The organism is Cetobacterium sp., from assembly GCF_051653945.1.
GTDB lineage: Bacteria > Fusobacteriota > Fusobacteriia > Fusobacteriales > Fusobacteriaceae > Cetobacterium_A.
In genome coordinates this window covers 172474-188981 of record NZ_JBOFXD010000116.1, presented here as the reverse complement: position 1 = coordinate 188981, position 16508 = coordinate 172474, and the positions used below count along the sequence as shown (strand labels likewise).

At 30.1% G+C, this 16508-nt stretch carries 13 protein-coding genes; all 13 read left to right on the top strand.

Translation table 11 applies throughout. The features are described 5' to 3' along the window. Positions 1 to 4 precede the first annotated feature (4 nt). The 13 genes from ACRC8M_RS13040 (at position 5) to groL (ending at position 16492) form a co-directional block, all read left to right on the top strand. Positions 5 to 2665, top strand: coding sequence for a valine--tRNA ligase (locus ACRC8M_RS13040; protein ID WP_438529528.1), 2661 nt, complete (start codon positions 5 to 7; stop codon positions 2663 to 2665). A 139-nt stretch (positions 2666 to 2804) separates the two neighbouring features. Continuing rightward, positions 2805 to 3671, top strand: a complete 867-nt coding sequence (locus ACRC8M_RS13035) for a LysR family transcriptional regulator (protein WP_040406562.1) — start codon at positions 2805 to 2807, stop codon at positions 3669 to 3671. Positions 3672 to 3694: 23 nt separating this feature from the next. Continuing rightward, positions 3695 to 4270 carry a D-sedoheptulose 7-phosphate isomerase gene (gene gmhA / locus ACRC8M_RS13030; protein ID WP_438529527.1) on the top strand — a complete coding sequence of 192 codons (576 nt, stop codon included), beginning with the start codon at positions 3695 to 3697 and terminating at the stop codon, positions 4268 to 4270. A gap of 38 nt (positions 4271 to 4308) precedes the next feature. Next, the gene (locus ACRC8M_RS13025; RefSeq protein WP_438529526.1) at positions 4309 to 5145 is read left to right on the top strand and encodes an endonuclease/exonuclease/phosphatase family protein; all 837 of its coding nucleotides are present in this window, start codon (positions 4309 to 4311) and stop codon (positions 5143 to 5145) included. Further along, a complete protein-coding gene (locus ACRC8M_RS13020) occupies positions 5138 to 5767 on the top strand; it encodes a thiamine diphosphokinase (RefSeq protein WP_438529525.1) in 630 nt (209 codons plus the stop codon). The genes ACRC8M_RS13025 and ACRC8M_RS13020 overlap by 8 nt, the downstream gene beginning before the upstream one ends. 61 nt (positions 5768 to 5828) lie before the next feature. Beyond that, on the top strand, positions 5829 to 7061 hold the full coding sequence (locus ACRC8M_RS13015; protein WP_438529524.1) for a uracil-xanthine permease family protein: 1233 nt from the start codon (positions 5829 to 5831) through the stop codon (positions 7059 to 7061). A 239-nt stretch (positions 7062 to 7300) separates the two neighbouring features. Beyond that, on the top strand, positions 7301 to 9130 hold the full coding sequence (gene pepF / locus ACRC8M_RS13010; protein WP_438529546.1) for an oligoendopeptidase F: 1830 nt from the start codon (positions 7301 to 7303) through the stop codon (positions 9128 to 9130). A gap of 1 nt (position 9131) precedes the next feature. After that, positions 9132 to 10850 carry a signal peptide peptidase SppA gene (sppA, locus tag ACRC8M_RS13005; protein WP_438529523.1) on the top strand — a complete coding sequence of 573 codons (1719 nt, stop codon included), beginning with the start codon at positions 9132 to 9134 and terminating at the stop codon, positions 10848 to 10850. A 75-nt stretch (positions 10851 to 10925) separates the two neighbouring features. After that, a complete protein-coding gene (locus ACRC8M_RS13000; protein ID WP_023050140.1) occupies positions 10926 to 11279 on the top strand; it encodes a YbaB/EbfC family nucleoid-associated protein in 354 nt (117 codons plus the stop codon). A gap of 101 nt (positions 11280 to 11380) precedes the next feature. After that, positions 11381 to 12022, top strand: coding sequence for a lysophospholipid acyltransferase family protein (locus tag ACRC8M_RS12995; protein ID WP_438529522.1), 642 nt, complete (start codon positions 11381 to 11383; stop codon positions 12020 to 12022). Positions 12023 to 12044: 22 nt separating this feature from the next. Continuing rightward, positions 12045 to 13967, top strand: a complete 1923-nt coding sequence (metG, locus tag ACRC8M_RS12990; protein ID WP_438529521.1) for a methionine--tRNA ligase — start codon at positions 12045 to 12047, stop codon at positions 13965 to 13967. Positions 13968 to 13984: 17 nt separating this feature from the next. Beyond that, the gene (gene galU, locus ACRC8M_RS12985) at positions 13985 to 14863 is read left to right on the top strand and encodes a UTP--glucose-1-phosphate uridylyltransferase GalU (protein WP_438529520.1); all 879 of its coding nucleotides are present in this window, start codon (positions 13985 to 13987) and stop codon (positions 14861 to 14863) included. A 15-nt stretch (positions 14864 to 14878) separates the two neighbouring features. Beyond that, a complete protein-coding gene (gene groL, locus ACRC8M_RS12980) occupies positions 14879 to 16492 on the top strand; it encodes a chaperonin GroEL (protein WP_438529519.1) in 1614 nt (537 codons plus the stop codon). The last annotated feature ends 16 nt before the right edge of the window (positions 16493 to 16508 follow it).

Below are 16508 nucleotides of genomic sequence, written 5' to 3'. Positions count from 1 at the left end.
TAAAATGAATGAATTAGCAACTACTTATTCCCCTAATGAAATAGAGGGAAAATGGTATAAATATTGGGAAGAGTCAAACTTTTTTGCTGCAACTTTAGATGATAGTAAACCAAACTACTCTATTGTTATTCCACCTCCAAATGTAACTGGTATATTACATATGGGACATATTCTTAATAACAGTATCCAAGATGTGCTTGTTAGATATAAAAGAATGAGTGGATACAATACTCTTTGGATGCCTGGAACTGACCACGCTGGTATTGCAACTCAAAATAAAGTTGAAAGAAAATTAGCTGATGAAGGTTTAACTAAAGAGGATTTAGGTAGAGAAGAGTTTATTAAACAAGTTTGGGAATGGAAAGAGCAATATGGTAGCGTTATTACAACTCAACTTAGAAAAATAGGCGCTTCTTTAGATTGGAAAAGAGAAAGATTTACAATGGATCAAGGTCTTTCTGAATCTGTTAAAGATATTTTCATTAAACTTTTCAATGATGGATTAATATATCAAGGTGAATACATGGTTAACTGGTGTCCTAGATGTGGTACTGCTCTAGCTGACGATGAAGTTGATCATGAGGAAAAAGCTGGTTCACTATGGAATATTAAATATCCTGTAAAAGATTCTGAAGAATTTTTAATTATAGCTACTACAAGACCTGAAACTATGCTTGCTGACGTAGCTATTGCAGTTAATCCAAATGACGAAAGATACTCACATCTTGTTGGTAAAAATGTAATTTTACCTCTGGTTGGAAGAGAAATCCCTGTTATTGCTGACGAATATGTTGATATGGAATTTGGAACTGGAGCACTTAAAATAACTCCTGCTCACGACCCTAATGACTTTGCTTTAGGACAAAAATTTGATCTACCTATTATCAATATGATGACTCCTGAGGGAAAAGTTGTTAACGATTACCCTGCTTACGCTGGAATGGATAGATTTGATGCTAGAAAGAAAATCGTTTCTGACTTAGAAGAACAAGAGTTCCTTGTTAAAATTGAATCTCACTCACACAACGTTGGAGGATGCTATAGATGTAACACTGTTGTTGAACCAAGAGTTTCAAAACAATGGTTTGTTAAAATGGAACCTCTAGCTGAAAAAGCTTTAGAAGTTGTTAGAAATGGAAAAGTAAAACTTATGCCTAAAAGATGGGAAAAAGTTTATTATAACTGGCTAGAGAATATTAGAGATTGGTGTATCTCTAGACAAATCTGGTGGGGACATAGAATACCTGCTTGGTATGGACCTGATATGCATATTTTTGTTGCTAAAACAGATGAAGATGCTTATGCTCAAGCTAAAGCTCACTACGGTAAAGATGTTGAATTAACTCAAGAAACAGATGTTTTAGATACATGGTTCTCATCTGCTTTATGGCCATTCTCAACTTTAGGTTGGCCTGAAAAAACAGTTGAATTAGAAAAATTCTATCCTACTTCTACTCTAGTAACTGGTGCCGATATTTTATTCTTCTGGGTTGCTAGAATGGTAATGTTTGGTATGTATACTATGGATGATATTCCTTTTGATAATGTTTATCTACATGGTATAGTTAGAGATGAAGCTGGTAGAAAGATGTCTAAGTCATTAGGTAACTCACCAGATCCGTTAAATTTAATTGGAGAATACGGTGCTGATGCCATTAGATTTACAATGATTTACAATACTTCTCAAGGTCAAGATGTTCATTTCTCTGAAAAATTAATAGAGATGGGTAGAAACTTTGCTAATAAAATCTGGAATGTTTCAAGATTTGTTCTTATGAATCTTGAAGATTTCGATATAAAATCATTTGATAAATCAAATGTTCAACTTGAATTAGTTGATGAGTGGATTTTCTCTAAATTAAATAAAACTTCTAAAGATGTTGCTGACAAATTAGAAAAATTCCAATTAGATGAAGCTGCTAAATCAATCTATGAGTTTTTAAGAGGAGATTTCTGTGACTGGTATGTTGAATTAGCTAAAGTTAGATTATATAACAAAGAGGAATCAGGAGTTAAATCTAGACAAACTGCTCAATATGTTCTATGGACAGTTTTAGAGGCTGGATTAAAACTTTTACATCCATTTATGCCATTTATCACTGAAGAGATTTGGCAAAAAATAAAAGTAAACGGGGAAACTATCATGCTTGCTGATTATCCAGTTTGTAATGATTCTCTTGTAAGCGATGATAAAGAAAAAGCTTTTGAATATATTCAAGGTCTTATTTCATCACTAAGAAATATTAGAGCAGAAAGAGGAATCTCTCCAGCTAAAGAAGCAAAAGTTGTTATTAGAACTTCTAATCCTACAGAATTAGAAACATTAAAAGCTAATGAGTTATTTATAACTAAACTTGCTAAAATTGAAGAGTTAACTGTAGGAACTGATCTTGCTACTCCTGAACAAAGTGGATTCAGAGTAAATGGAAATTCTGAAGTATTCATGATTTTAACTGGTCTTCTAGATGTTGAAACAGAAATCAAAAAGATTAATGAGCAACTTGAAAAAGTTAAAAAAGATTTAGATAAAGTTAACGCTAAACTTTCTGATGAAAGATTTACATCTAAAGCTCCAGCTCATATCTTAGATAGAGAAAAAAGAATCCAAGAAGAGTTCCAAGATAAGTATGATAAGCTAATGGAAAACTTAAAAAATTTCCAATAATAGTATCACTTTAAAGCTTTTTTAGTAGTAGGAATTTACTTCCTACTACTTTTTTTAAATAAATTGTATTCATTATGTTAAAATTATGCTAAAATAGAATAGTAACTATACATAATAATAATAGTTGGGAGTGATACAATTGGATTTACATTATTTAAGAATATTTTATGAGGTAGCTAAAGAAAAAAGTTTTACTAAAGCAGCTAATAAATTATACATAAATCAATCAGCGGTTTCGATACAAGTTAAAAAATTTGAGGAGATTTTAAATTCTAAACTTTTTGATAGAAGTTCTAAGAAAATAAAATTAACTTACACTGGGGAAGCTCTTTTTAAAATGGCAGAAGAAATTTTTGAAAAAGTTAAAAGAGCTGAAAAAGAGATGGAAAGAATTATCAATTTAGATAAAGCTAAAATATCTATTGGAGCTACGTCTGTTATTGGTGAACCTTTACTTCCTCTTTTAATGAAAGATTTTATCTCTTTACACGATGAAATTGAATACGATATTACCATTTCTACTAAGGCTTGGCTTTTAAAACTACTAAAAGAAGGTGAATTAGATATTCTTCTAATAGATGAAGAACATATAACTGATCCTAACTTAGAAGTTATTACTGTAGGTTCTGTTCCATATATTCTTGTTGGTACAAAAAATACACAAAAATTAGAAACAGTTTCTAAAGAACCATTGATCTCTAGAAAAAATATCTACAACAATGATAAAGCTATCAGTCATTTAGAGGATAAAAATCATATTTGTTTCAACACAAAAATACCTGTACTTGGTAACTTAGGTGTTATTAAAGGAATGGTTAAAGAGGGTATCGGTAACGTTATCCTTCCTTACTATGCTGTATATAAAGAGATACAGAGTGATGAATTTAAAGTTATTAGAACTATTGATGAGGTTACAGACTCTTATCAAATTGTTATAACTAAAGATAAGAAAAATCTTGCACATATCATTAAATTTATTAATTTTGTTAAAAATTTTAAACTTTAATTTTTATAATTTAGGAGGCTAATATGAATTTATTAGATTCGTATAAAATAACAGCTTCTCTTTTAGAAAACTTTATAAAAGAAGAAGCAGAAAAAAAAGAAACAGAAAAAGTAGCTAAAGATTTAGCTAATGTATTTCAATTAGGAAATAAAGTTCTAATCTGTGGAAATGGTGGTAGCAACTGTGATGCTCTACATTTTGCAGAAGAATTTACTGGAAGATTTAGAAAAGATAGAAGAGCTCTACCTGCTATATCTCTATCTGATTCATCACATATAACTTGTGTTGGAAATGATTATGGTTTTGACTATATCTTTTCTAGAGGTGTAGAAGCTTATGGAAAAGAGGGAGATATGTTTATTGGTATCTCTACAAGTGGAAACTCAGCAAATGTTATAAAAGCTGTTGAAGCAGCTAAAAAAATGGGACTTAAAACTTGTGTACTTCTTGGTAAAGATGGAGGAAAACTTAAGGGAATGTGTGATTATGAATTTATCATTCCTGGGAATACTTCTGATAGAATTCAAGAGATACACATGATGATACTACATATTATCATTGAAGGTGTAGAAAAAATAATGTTCCCTGAAAATTATTAAAAATACCCTTCTAGGGTATTTTTTTTGAGGTGATTTATATGTTTTTTAAGTTAATTCTTGTTCTATTATTCTCTATCTTTTCCTTTTCTTTTTCAACGGAACCTGAAAGTAGGGCTTATATTGGAAGTTTTAATGCTCTTAGATTGGGGAAAGGAACTAAGGACTATGAACATTTAGCAAAATCCATTGAACCTTTTGACGTTGTTGGATTGGTAGAAGTTATGAATAAAAAGGGACTCTTTCAACTTCTATCTGAAGTTGAAAAAATAAGTGATTCAAAATGGGGATATGAAATTTCTCCTTATCCTGTGGGTACTCATGAATATAAGGAATATTATGCTTTTTTATATAAAAAAAATAAAGTCAATTTTATTAAAAGCGAAGGTTTTTATCCTGATGAAAATGATGATTTTATTCGTGAACCATATGGAGCCACATTTAAAATTAATAATTTTGATTTTACCTATATTTTAATCCATTCTATATATGGGAAAAAAATCTCTCAAAGACAATTTGAAGCAAAAAAACTCATCAATGTTTACAATTATTTTCAAAATTTAGATCCTAATGAAAATGACGTTTTAATTGGAGGTGACTTTAATTTGCCTGCTAATGATTCAGCTTTTGAGGATATTTTTAATCATGGTGATGATATTATTTACACTCTAGATCCGTCAATAAAAACAACTGTTGGAACTAAAGGGTTTGCAAACTCTTATGATAATATTTTTATTTCAAAAAAATATACTCAAGAGTTTAAGGGTCAAAGTGGTGCACTCGATATTACTAGAGGAGATTTTATTAAAACAAGAAAGGAGGTTTCTGATCATCTACCAATTTTTATTGTTGTAGATACAGAAATTGATGATGACTAAAGCTTTTATATTTTTAAATGGAGATTTTCCTAATTGTGAAGATTTTTATAATAATCTAAATATTAATACTGAGCATCTTTTTTGTGCTGATGGTGGTGCTAAAAAAGCACTTGAATTAAACTATATTCCTAAAGAGGTCTGGGGAGATTTTGATTCTTTAGACCAAATATCTCTAGATTTATTAAAATCTAATAATGTTATTATAAAAAAATTTAATAAGGACAAAGATTTTACAGATGGTGAACTTTTAATATCATATGTAACCTCTTTAAATTATGATGAAATCTATGTTGTTGGTGGATTAGGTGGTCGAATAGATCATATGTTAACAAATATAAACCTTATTTTTAAATATAAGAATATTATCTTTATAGATAGATTTGAAAAACTTTTTTTAGTAACACCTAACTTTGGTTTAAAAAATAATTTAAATAAAAGAATATCCTTTATTCCTTTTTCAGATGCTATTGAAAATCTTACTTTAGAAGGATTTTTTTATCCTCTTAAAAATCACACTTTAAAAAGAGGAGATTCTACCTGTTTAAGTAATATTATTACTTCTAATGAAGCTTTTATATCTTTTAGTTCTGGTAAACTTCTTGGTGCGTTAAGTTTAGATTGACAATACTCTTAAAATAATGTAGGCTATTTAATAGTATAAAATTTTAGGGAGGATTTTAATAATGACTAATTTATCAACAAAAAGTAAACTTTTACTTGGAATTCAGCACGTATTAGCTATGTTTGGAGCTACTGTTTTAGTTCCATTTTTAACTGGATTAAATCCATCAGTAGCTTTACTTTCAGCAGGGATAGGAACACTACTTTTTCATCTTTGTACAAAGGGAATTGTTCCTGTATTTTTAGGGTCATCATTCGCTTTTATCGGAGCCTTAGCTCTTGTTTTAAAAGAAGAGGGAATTGCTGCTATTAAAGGTGGAGTTATCTCTGCTGGTTTCGTTTACATTTTTATGTCTTGGATGATTAAAGTTTTTGGTGTTGAGAAGATAAAAACGTTCTTTCCACCTGTTGTTGTTGGACCTATTATAATGGTTATTGGATTAAGATTAAGCCCAGTGGCCCTTTCTATGGCAGGATATTCAAATGGACACTTTGATTTAAAAAGTCTTATTGTTGCTCTTATAGTTGTAATTTCTATGATAACTATTTCAATCTTAGAAAAATCATTTTTTAGATTAGTTCCAATTTTAATCTCTGTTATTCTTGGGTACATAGTTTCTATTTTCTTAGGATTAGTAGATTTTGCACCTATTGCTGCAGCAAATTGGTTTGGTTTTTCTAGAGATGCATTAAACGACTTACTAACTTTACCTAAATTTTCTGCAACAGCTATTTTAGCAATTGCACCTATCGCATTGGTTGTTTTTATCGAGCATATTGGAGATATTACAACAAATGGAGCTGTTGTTGGTAAAGATTTCTTCAAAAATCCTGGTATTTCAAGAACTTTATTAGGGGATGGAGTTGCTACTGTTGCTGCTGGATTCTTAGGTGGACCTGCCAACACAACTTATGGAGAGAATACTGGTGTTCTTGCTGTTACTAAAGTTTACGATCCTGCTATTTTAAGAATTGCAGCTTGTTACGCAATTGTTCTAAGTTTTATCGGAAAATTTGGAGTTATTTTGCAAACTATTCCAACTCCAGTTATGGGAGGAATATCTATTATACTATTTGGTATGATTGCTTCTGTTGGAGTTAGAACTGTTATAGATGCTGAAATTGATTTTTCTCACTCAAGAAACCTTTTAATTGCATCTCTTATATTTGTTTTAGGGATTGCTATTGATAATATTATTATTTGGAAAACAGTTTCTTTATCTGGACTTGCTATTGCAGCTCTAATTGGAGTCTTCTTAAATAAAATATTACCTAAAGATCAACTGGATAGTTAATTAAAAAAATCTATTAAGATAGGAAGAAGTTTGAAGCTTTTCTTCCTATTTTTTATTTTTTGTTGTAATATATAAAATATAATAAAGGAATATAGGGGGATTAGATGAAGAAATTTATAGTTCTTATTCTTATGGCAAATCTAGCTTTTGCTGGTAAATATTTTTATGAAAAAAAATCGTCACATTCTCAAAATACTTTAATAAAACCAATACCTAAAATAAAAAAGGAGGAGTTTTCTATGTTAAAAAATAGAGATGAAATTGCACAACAATATAAATGGGATTTAAACGATATCTATCCCAATTGGAATCAATGGGAAACTGATTTAATAAAACTTAAAGAACTTATGATAGAAGTTCCTAAATACCAAGGAGAGATTTCTAAAAATTCAGAAACTTTTGTTAAATTTATAGATCTTGAAGAGAAAATATCAAGACTTTTAGACAAAATTTATCTATATCCATACTTACAAAGAGATTTAGATTCAACTAATGAAGTAGCTTCTGTTAAACTTCAAGAAATTGAAAGTATCTATGCAAACTATTCTATCTCTTCATCTTGGATTACGCCTGAAATATTAACTATCCCTAAGGAAACTATGATTATATGGATTGATGAAAATCCTACTCTTGAACCTAATAGATTCCCTTTAATGGAGATTTATAGACTTCAAGAACATGTTTTATCTGCTGATAAAGAGAAATTATTATCATATTTTGGACAATATCTAGGTGTTCCATCTGATATATACAGTGAATTATCTACCTCAGATATTAAATGGAATGAGGTTGAATTATCTGATGGTAGTAAAACTACTGTTACTAATGGAGTTTATTCTAAAGTAATTTCAACTAATAGAAACCAAGAGGATAGAAAAAAAGTTTTCGAAGCTCTTTATAACTCTTTTAATATTAATAAAAATACATACGCTTCAATTTATAAAAGTATTTTGCAAAGAGATTTTGCCACAGCTCAATCTAGAAATTATAAATCTAGTTTAGAAAAAGCTTTAAATCCTAAAAATATTCCTTTAGATGTTTACACATCTTTAATTGAATCTACAAAAGAAAATACAGCCCCTCTAAAAAGATATATAACTTTAAGAAAAAAAGCTCTAAATTTATCTGACTATCACTATTATGATAACTCTGTAAATATTGTAGATTACAATAAAGAATTTACATATGAGGAGGCTAAAAATACAGTTTTAGAATCTGTTAAACCTTTAGGTGAAGATTATTATAATGGATTAAATACGGCTCTAAGCGAAGGATGGTTAGATGTGTATGAAACACCTAACAAAAGAAGTGGAGCCTATTCTTTAAACATATATGATGTACATCCATATATGTTACTTAATTATAACGGAACAATGGATGCTGTCTTTACTTTAGCACATGAACTTGGACATACTATGCATTCTATGTTATCTACTAAAAATCAACCATACTCAATTAGTAACTACACAATCTTTGTTGCTGAAGTTGCATCAACATTTAATGAAAGATTACTGCTTGATAATATATTGAGAAATACAACTGATTCTAAAGAGAAAATAGCTCTTATTGAACAAGCTATTGGTGGAATTGTTGGAACTTACTATATTCAGTCCCTATTTGCTGATTATGAATATCAGGCACATCAAATTGTAGAAAATGGTGGTGCTATAACTCCTGAAGTTCTAAATAATATTATGGAAAACTTATTTATAGAATATTTTGGAAGCGAATTAACTATGGATGAATTACAAAAGATTATTTGGGCAAGAATCCCCCATTTTTATAACTCTCCGTATTACGTATACCAATACGCAACTAGTTTTGCTTCATCAGCAAATCTATATGATAGAATCACAAATGCAAAATATACTCCTCAAGAAAGAGAAGAAGCAAAAAATGAGTATCTTACTCTTTTAAAATCTGGTGGAAATGATCATCCTATGAATCAGTTAAAAAAAGCTGGTGTTGACTTAAGTAAAAAGGATGCTTTTAATGCTGTTGCTACAGAATTTAATAGACTTTTAGATCTTCTAGAAGAGGAACTAAAAAAAGAGAAAGGAGAGATCTAATATGTTTTTACTTAAATGGATTTTTAACTTTCTAAAATTTATCATTAGAGAAATCTCTTCAATGATAATAAAATTTGTATTCCTTTTAGTTTTAATAGTTTTAGCTTTCAATTATTTTACTAAAACTAAAAAAAGTCCTATTACTAAAAAATCATACTTAAAAATAGATTTGGCCAAAGAGTTTAACGAAACTTTAATTCAAAATCCTCTTAATTTTAACTCTAAGAGTATAAATTTTTATCAACTTTTAAATAACATAAGTATGGCCAAAGAAGACTCTAATGTTCAAGGAATCATATTATTTTTAGATGACAACTCTTTAAGTAGAAGTCAAATTGATGAGCTTGGAGAAGTTTTAAATGAATTTAAAACTTCAACTAAACCTGTATATTCATATGGAGCTATGTTAGATAATAACTCTTTATTAATAAGCAGTTATACTAATGAAACTATTATGCCTCCAGCAGCATCCACTGCTGTAAATATTACTGGATATAATAAAGATATCCCATACTTTAAAGGTTTAACTGAAAAATTAGGAATAGATGTAAGTGTTATTCATGTGGGAGATTTTAAAACGTATGGTGAGAATTATACTCGAAGTGAAATGTCTGAAGAAAATCGTTCTGATTTAAAGAGAATCTTAGATAAAAGTTACTCTTTTTTTCTTGAAGATTTATCTAAGAATCGTTCAATGGAAATTAATAGTTTAAACTCTACAATTCTTTCAGGAGAATTGATGGGAGAGTCATCGGAATCTTTAAAAAAATATAATTTAATAAGTACTTTAAATTATTGGGAGAATTTCAAAAAAGAAAAAAATATTGAAAATATAACTAATATAGAGGAGTATATTCCATCTTTTAAGTCTACAATATCTAATAATAAAATAGCAATAGTTTACGCTGATGGTGAAATTAACTATACATCTTCTAAAAACCCTACTGCTAGTACTATAACTCCTGATAAATTTATTTCTGCTTTGGAAAAAGCAGAAAAAGATGACAATATTAAAGGTATTGTAATTAGAGTCAATTCTCCTGGTGGATCTGCACTTGCTTCAGATATTATTTGTAATGCTATTAAAAATGTTGAAAAGCCTGTATATGTTTCTATTGGAAATGTAGCAGCCTCAGGTGGTTACTATATTTCAACTGCTGCTAAAAAAATATTTGCTGATAAAAATAGTATCACTGGTTCTATTGGAGTTGTTAGTCTTATTCCAAACGTTAAAGAACTTACAAATAAAATTGGTATCAATATGAATGATATATCTTATGGTAAATATTCAGATTTATACTCTTTAACATCTCCAATGACCCCTGAAAGACAGGAGAAAATATATAACTCTAATCTCAAGGTCTATAAAGAGTTTTTAAATAAAGTTGCTTACGGAAGAAATTTACCATTAGAAGAAGTTGAAAAAATAGCTCAAGGAAAAGTTTGGTTAGGGGATGAAGCTATTAAAATTGGACTTATTGATTCTATTGGTGGAATAAATGCAACTATAAAAAGTTTAGCTACAGATTTAAATATAAATGATAATTACTCTGTTACTGAAATTTCTTATGAAGAGGATTTGAAAACAATGTTTGAGTCAACAATATTTCCTATACAAACTTTTTTTTCTTTTAAATCTTTAACTAAAAGTGAAAATCTTAAAAACTTAATTGAAAATGAAGATATATTCTTCAAACCAATTTTATACTTAAGCTTTTAAATCTCTAGTTGAAAAGTTACTCTCTATTATGATATAATCATAACAATTACACAATATATTCTAGGAGGGATTAAATTGGTTAGAAAACTAAAAGGACAAAAAACTACTGGAGGAAACTCTCAATCTGATATTTTAAGACAAGCTCAAGCTATGCAGCAACAAATGCTTTCTGTTCAAGAATCATTAAAAGAAAAAGAAGTTGAGGCTTCTGTTGGTGGAGGAGCTGTTGTAGTAAAAGCTAACGGACAAAAAGATATCGTTTCTATAAAAATATCTGAAGAGACTATTAAAGATGCTGTTGAAGATAAAGAGATGTTAGAAGATCTTGTTCTTTCTGCTGTTACTGAAGCTATGAGACAAGCTGATGAGTTAGCTGAGAAAGAGATGTCTGCTGTTACTGGTGGAATCAATATCCCAGGTCTATTCTAGTTTGAATTTTAAGCACCGATACAATAAGTATTGGTGCTTTTTTTTACTTTAAATTTATGTTATAATTATTTGAAAATACTTTGATTATGGGTGGATTTTTAATGGAAAATAATAAATATAAAAGATATGGTTTAATGCTTTACTACCTACTAAAAATTATTTCTAAAACAATGAAAATAGAAATTATAAAAAGTCCTGAACTTATTGATGGACAAAGTTATGTATGCGGTTTCTGGCATAATAAACTTGTTGGTGCCTCTTTAGGACTAATTAATATTTCTGAAAAAAAAGCTGTTCTAGCTAGTCCATCTAAAGATGGGGAGTTAATCTCTATCCCTTTAGAAAAAATGGGTTTTACTTTGGTTAGAGGTTCTTCTGGAAAGGATTCAATTAAATCAGTTCTAAAACTGATTAAGCTAGTTAAAGATGGTCATAGTGCAGGGACTCCATTAGATGGACCTAAAGGTCCTATTTATGAGGTTAAACCAGGTATGTTGTATCTTGCCCAAAAATCTGGAAAAGCTTTAGTTCCCGTGGGAGTCGCTTTTAGTAATAAATGGATTTTTGAAAAAGCTTGGGATAAATTTCAAATGCCTAAACCTTTTTCTAAAATGGTTTGCTTAATTGGGGACCCTATTCTGATTCCTAGTGATGCTAACTTAGATGACTATTTAAGTTTAGTAAAAGAAACTCTATTCAAAATGGATAAAGAAGCTGAAAAAATATTAAATGAAAAAAAATAACGATTTGAAAGGAGATTAATAGATGAGTAAAAATTTTTATGTGACAACACCTATATATTATGTTAATGGAGATCCACATGTTGGAAGCGCGTATACAACTATTGCAGCTGATGTTTTAGCTAGATACAAAAAATCAAAAGGTTTTGATGTTTTCTTTTTAACAGGTACTGACGAGCATGGACAAAAAGTTGAGGAAGCTGCTAAAATGAGAGGTTTAACTCCTCAAGCTTGGACAGACTCTATGGCTCCTAGATTTATTGATATGTGGAAAGCATTGGATATCAATTACACAGATTTTATAAGAACTACAGAACCAAGACATAAAGATGCTGTTAAAAAAATAATAAAAACGGTTCATGATAAAGGTGATATTTATAAAGGTGAATATGAGGGAAAATATTGTGTTTCTTGTGAAACATTTGTTCCTGAAAATCAAATTGTAAATGGAAACCATTGTCCTGATTGTGGTAAAGAACTTACAACGGTTAAAGAGGAATCTTATTTCTTTAAAATGTCTAAATATCAAGATGCTTTACTTGAGCATATTGAAAATAATCCAGACTTTATTCTTCCTCACTCTAGAAAAAATGAGGTTGTTTCATTTATAAAGCAGGGTCTTCAAGATTTATCTATCTCTAGAAATACTTTTGAATGGGGAATCCCAATTGAGTTTGCTCCTGGACATATTACATATGTTTGGTTTGATGCGTTAACAAACTATCTAACAGCTGTTGGATATGAAAATAATCCTGAGCTATTTGATAAGTTCTGGAATAATGGAGAAGTGGTTCATCTTCTAGGGAAAGATATTCTTAGATTCCATGCTATTATTTGGCCTTGCATGCTTTTATCAGCTGGAGTTAAACTTCCAAATAAAATTGTAGCTCACGGTTGGTGGACTTCTGAAGGGGAAAAAATGTCTAAATCTAAAGGAAATGTTGTTGCACCATTAGATGAGATTGCTAAATACGGTGTGGATGCTTTTAGATACTGTTTAATGAGAGAGGTTAACTTTGGAAATGATGGAGATTATTCAACACCTTCAATTGTTACAAGAATTAACTCAGATTTAGCTAATGATTTAGGAAATCTTTTAAATAGAACTCTTGGAATGTATGGAAAATATTTCAATGGAACAATCACAAAAGGAGAGGTATTTGAAGAGATTGATGACAGTGTAAAAACTCTTTGGAACGAAACTGTTGTGGCTGTGGATTACCATATGAATAGAGTAGAGTTTTCTAGAGCTTTAGAAGCTATCTGGAAATTTATCTCTAGAATGAATAAATATGTTGATGAAACTGCTCCTTGGCTACTTATAAAGGATGAAGCTAAAAATGAAAGATTAGCAACAGTTATGAATTTCTTAGTTCAATCTCTTTACAAAGTTGCTGTTTTAACAGCTCCATATATGCCAGCAGCATCACAAAAAATTTGGAACCAATTAGGTTTCTCTAACAATATTTTAGAAGTACGTCTTGAATCTGTTGATGGATGGAATCTACTAAGTGAAGGACATATCTTAGGAACTGCTGAACCTATATTCCCAAGAATTGAAGTTGAAAAAAAAGAGGCTAAAAAAGATGCCCTTGCTATAAACGAAGATTTAAAAATTGAAAATCCTATAGAGATTTCTGATTTTGATAAAATAGATATTCAAGTAGTTGAAATACTAGAAGCTAGTAATATTGAAGGAGCTGATAAACTTCTTAAATTTAAAGTAAAAACAGCTAATGAAATAAGACAAATTGTTTCTGGAATTGCAAAATATTACCCTACACCTTCAGAACTTGTTGGTAAAAAAGTTTTAGCTATTTTAAACCTGCCACCAGTTACACTAAGAGGAGTTCTTTCTCAGGGAATGTTATTAAGTTCAACTGAAAAGAAAAAATTAAAACTTGTTGAAGTGGACTCAAGTGTTAAAATAGGATCTAAGATCAAATAATTTTAGGGGGATTATTTATGAAAAAAGTTACAAAAGCCATTATACCTGCAGCTGGATTAGGAACTAGAGTTTTACCAGCAACGAAAGCACAACCAAAGGAGATGCTTGTCATTGTTGACAAGCCTTCTTTACAATATATTGTGGAGGAACTTGTAGAGTCTGGAATAACTGATATTGTTATCGTTACTGGAAGAAATAAAAATTCTATTGAAGACCACTTTGATTTCTCATATGAGTTAGAAAATACTCTTGAAAGAGATGGGAAATTTGAACTTTTAAAAAAAATTGATGATATTTCAAGTATGGCCAACATCTATTATGTTAGACAAAATCACCCTCTAGGATTAGGGCATGCTATTTTAAAAGCCAAATCTTTTATTGGAGATGAACCTTTTGTCATTGCCTTAGGTGATGATATTGTTTATAATCCTGATGCTCCTGTTGCTAAACAGCTTATTGATGTTTATGAAAAATATGGAAGTAGCGTTATTGGAGTTCAAGAGGTTGAAAATAAAGATGTATCTAAATATGGTATCGTTAAACCCTCTGCTATTTTAGATGAAAATACTGTTGAAATGGTTGATTTTATAGAGAAGCCAACTTTAGAGGAAGCACCTTCCAATTTAGCGTGTCTTGGAAGATATCTTCTATCTGGTGACATATTTAAATATTTAGAAACTACTAAACCAGGTAAAGGTGGAGAGATTCAACTTACTGATGCAATTTTACAAATGTTAAATGACAATCAGAAAGTAGTTGCTTATAATTTTCAAGGAAAAAGATACGATATTGGTAATAAAATTGGACTTTTAAAAGCTAACATAGAGTTTGGTCTTAGAAACGAAGAGACTAAAGATGATCTTATTAAATATTTAAAAGAGGAGATTAAATTTTAACGGAGGATTTTTCATATGGCTAAAATCATTAAATTTAATGCTGATGCAAGAAAAAAATTAGAAAATGGTGTTAATATTTTGGCTGATGCAGTTAAAATAACTTTAGGTCCCAGAGGACGAAATGTTGTTTTAGAAAAAGCATATGGTGCTCCTTTAATAACAAATGATGGAGTTTCTATTGCTAAAGAGATTGAGCTAGATGATCCTTTTGAGAATATGGGAGCTCAACTTATTAAAGAGGTTGCTACTAAATCTAATGATGTTGCTGGAGATGGAACAACTACAGCAACAATTTTAGCTCAAGCTATTGTCAAAGAGGGACTTAAAATGGTTTCTGCTGGAGCTAATCCTATCTTTCTAAAAAAAGGAATTGAAAAAGCAACAAAAACAGCAGTTGAGTTACTTTTAAAAAAATCAAAAAAAGTACAATCTAATAGTGAAATATCTCAAGTTGCATCAATCTCTGCTGGAGATACTGAGATTGGTAATCTAATAGCTAAAGCTATGGAAAAGGTTGGAGAAAGTGGAGTTATTAGTGTGGAAGAAGCACGGTCTTTAGATACAACTTTAGAAGTAGTTGAAGGAATGGAGTTTGAAAAAGGATATCTGTCGCCATACATGGTAACAAATTCTGAAAGAATGGAAGCTATCCTTGATAATCCCTATATTTTAATTACTGATAAAAAGATTTCAACTATGAAGGAACTTCTTCCTCTTTTAGAGAAAACTGTTCAGACATCAAAACCTCTTTTAATCATCGCAGAAGATTTAGATGGAGAAGCTTTAGCAACTCTTGTTTTAAATAAAATAAGGGGAACTTTAAATGTTATCGGAGTTAAAGCTCCTGCATTTGGAGATAGAAGAAAAGCTATGTTAGAAGATATTGCTGTTTTAACAGGTGGACAAGTTATCTCTGATGAAAAGGGAATGAAAATAGAGGATACTAATCTTTCTCATCTAGGAGAAGCAAAAAAAATTAAAGTTACAAAAGATTCCACTGTTATTATAGATGGATTTAGCAATCATGATACTTTAAATAGCAGAATTTCTCAAATAAAAAACCAAATCTCCGCTACTGATTCTGATTATGATAAAGAAAAATTACAAGAGAGATTGGCTAAACTTTCTGGTGGTGTAGCTATTATTAAAGTTGGAGCTGCTACTGAAGTGGAGATGAAAGAAAAAAAACTAAGAATAGAAGATGCTTTAAATGCAACAAGAGCAGCTATTGAAGAGGGTGTTGTTCCTGGCGGTGGTGTAGCATTGAATGAAATTGCCAACGAAATGAATGACTTTACTCTTGAGGGCGAAGAAGGAATTGGAGCTAATATTTTAAAGAAATCTCTTAGTTCGCCATTGAAGCAAATAGCTATCAATGCTGGATTAGACGGTGGAGTTATTGTAGAGAAAATTAAAAATTTACCTGATGGTTTTGGATTAAATGCTGCTACTGAAGAGTATGTTCACATGATTGAAAATGGAATAATCGACCCTACAAAAGTTACTCGTTCAGCTTTACAAAACGCAACATCTATCGCAGCTTTAATTTTAACAACAGAGGTTATCATTGCAAATAAAAAAGAACCTATTAGTGAAAACTCAAATTCTAATATGGGGGATATTATTTAAGGGGAGGATTTGTAAA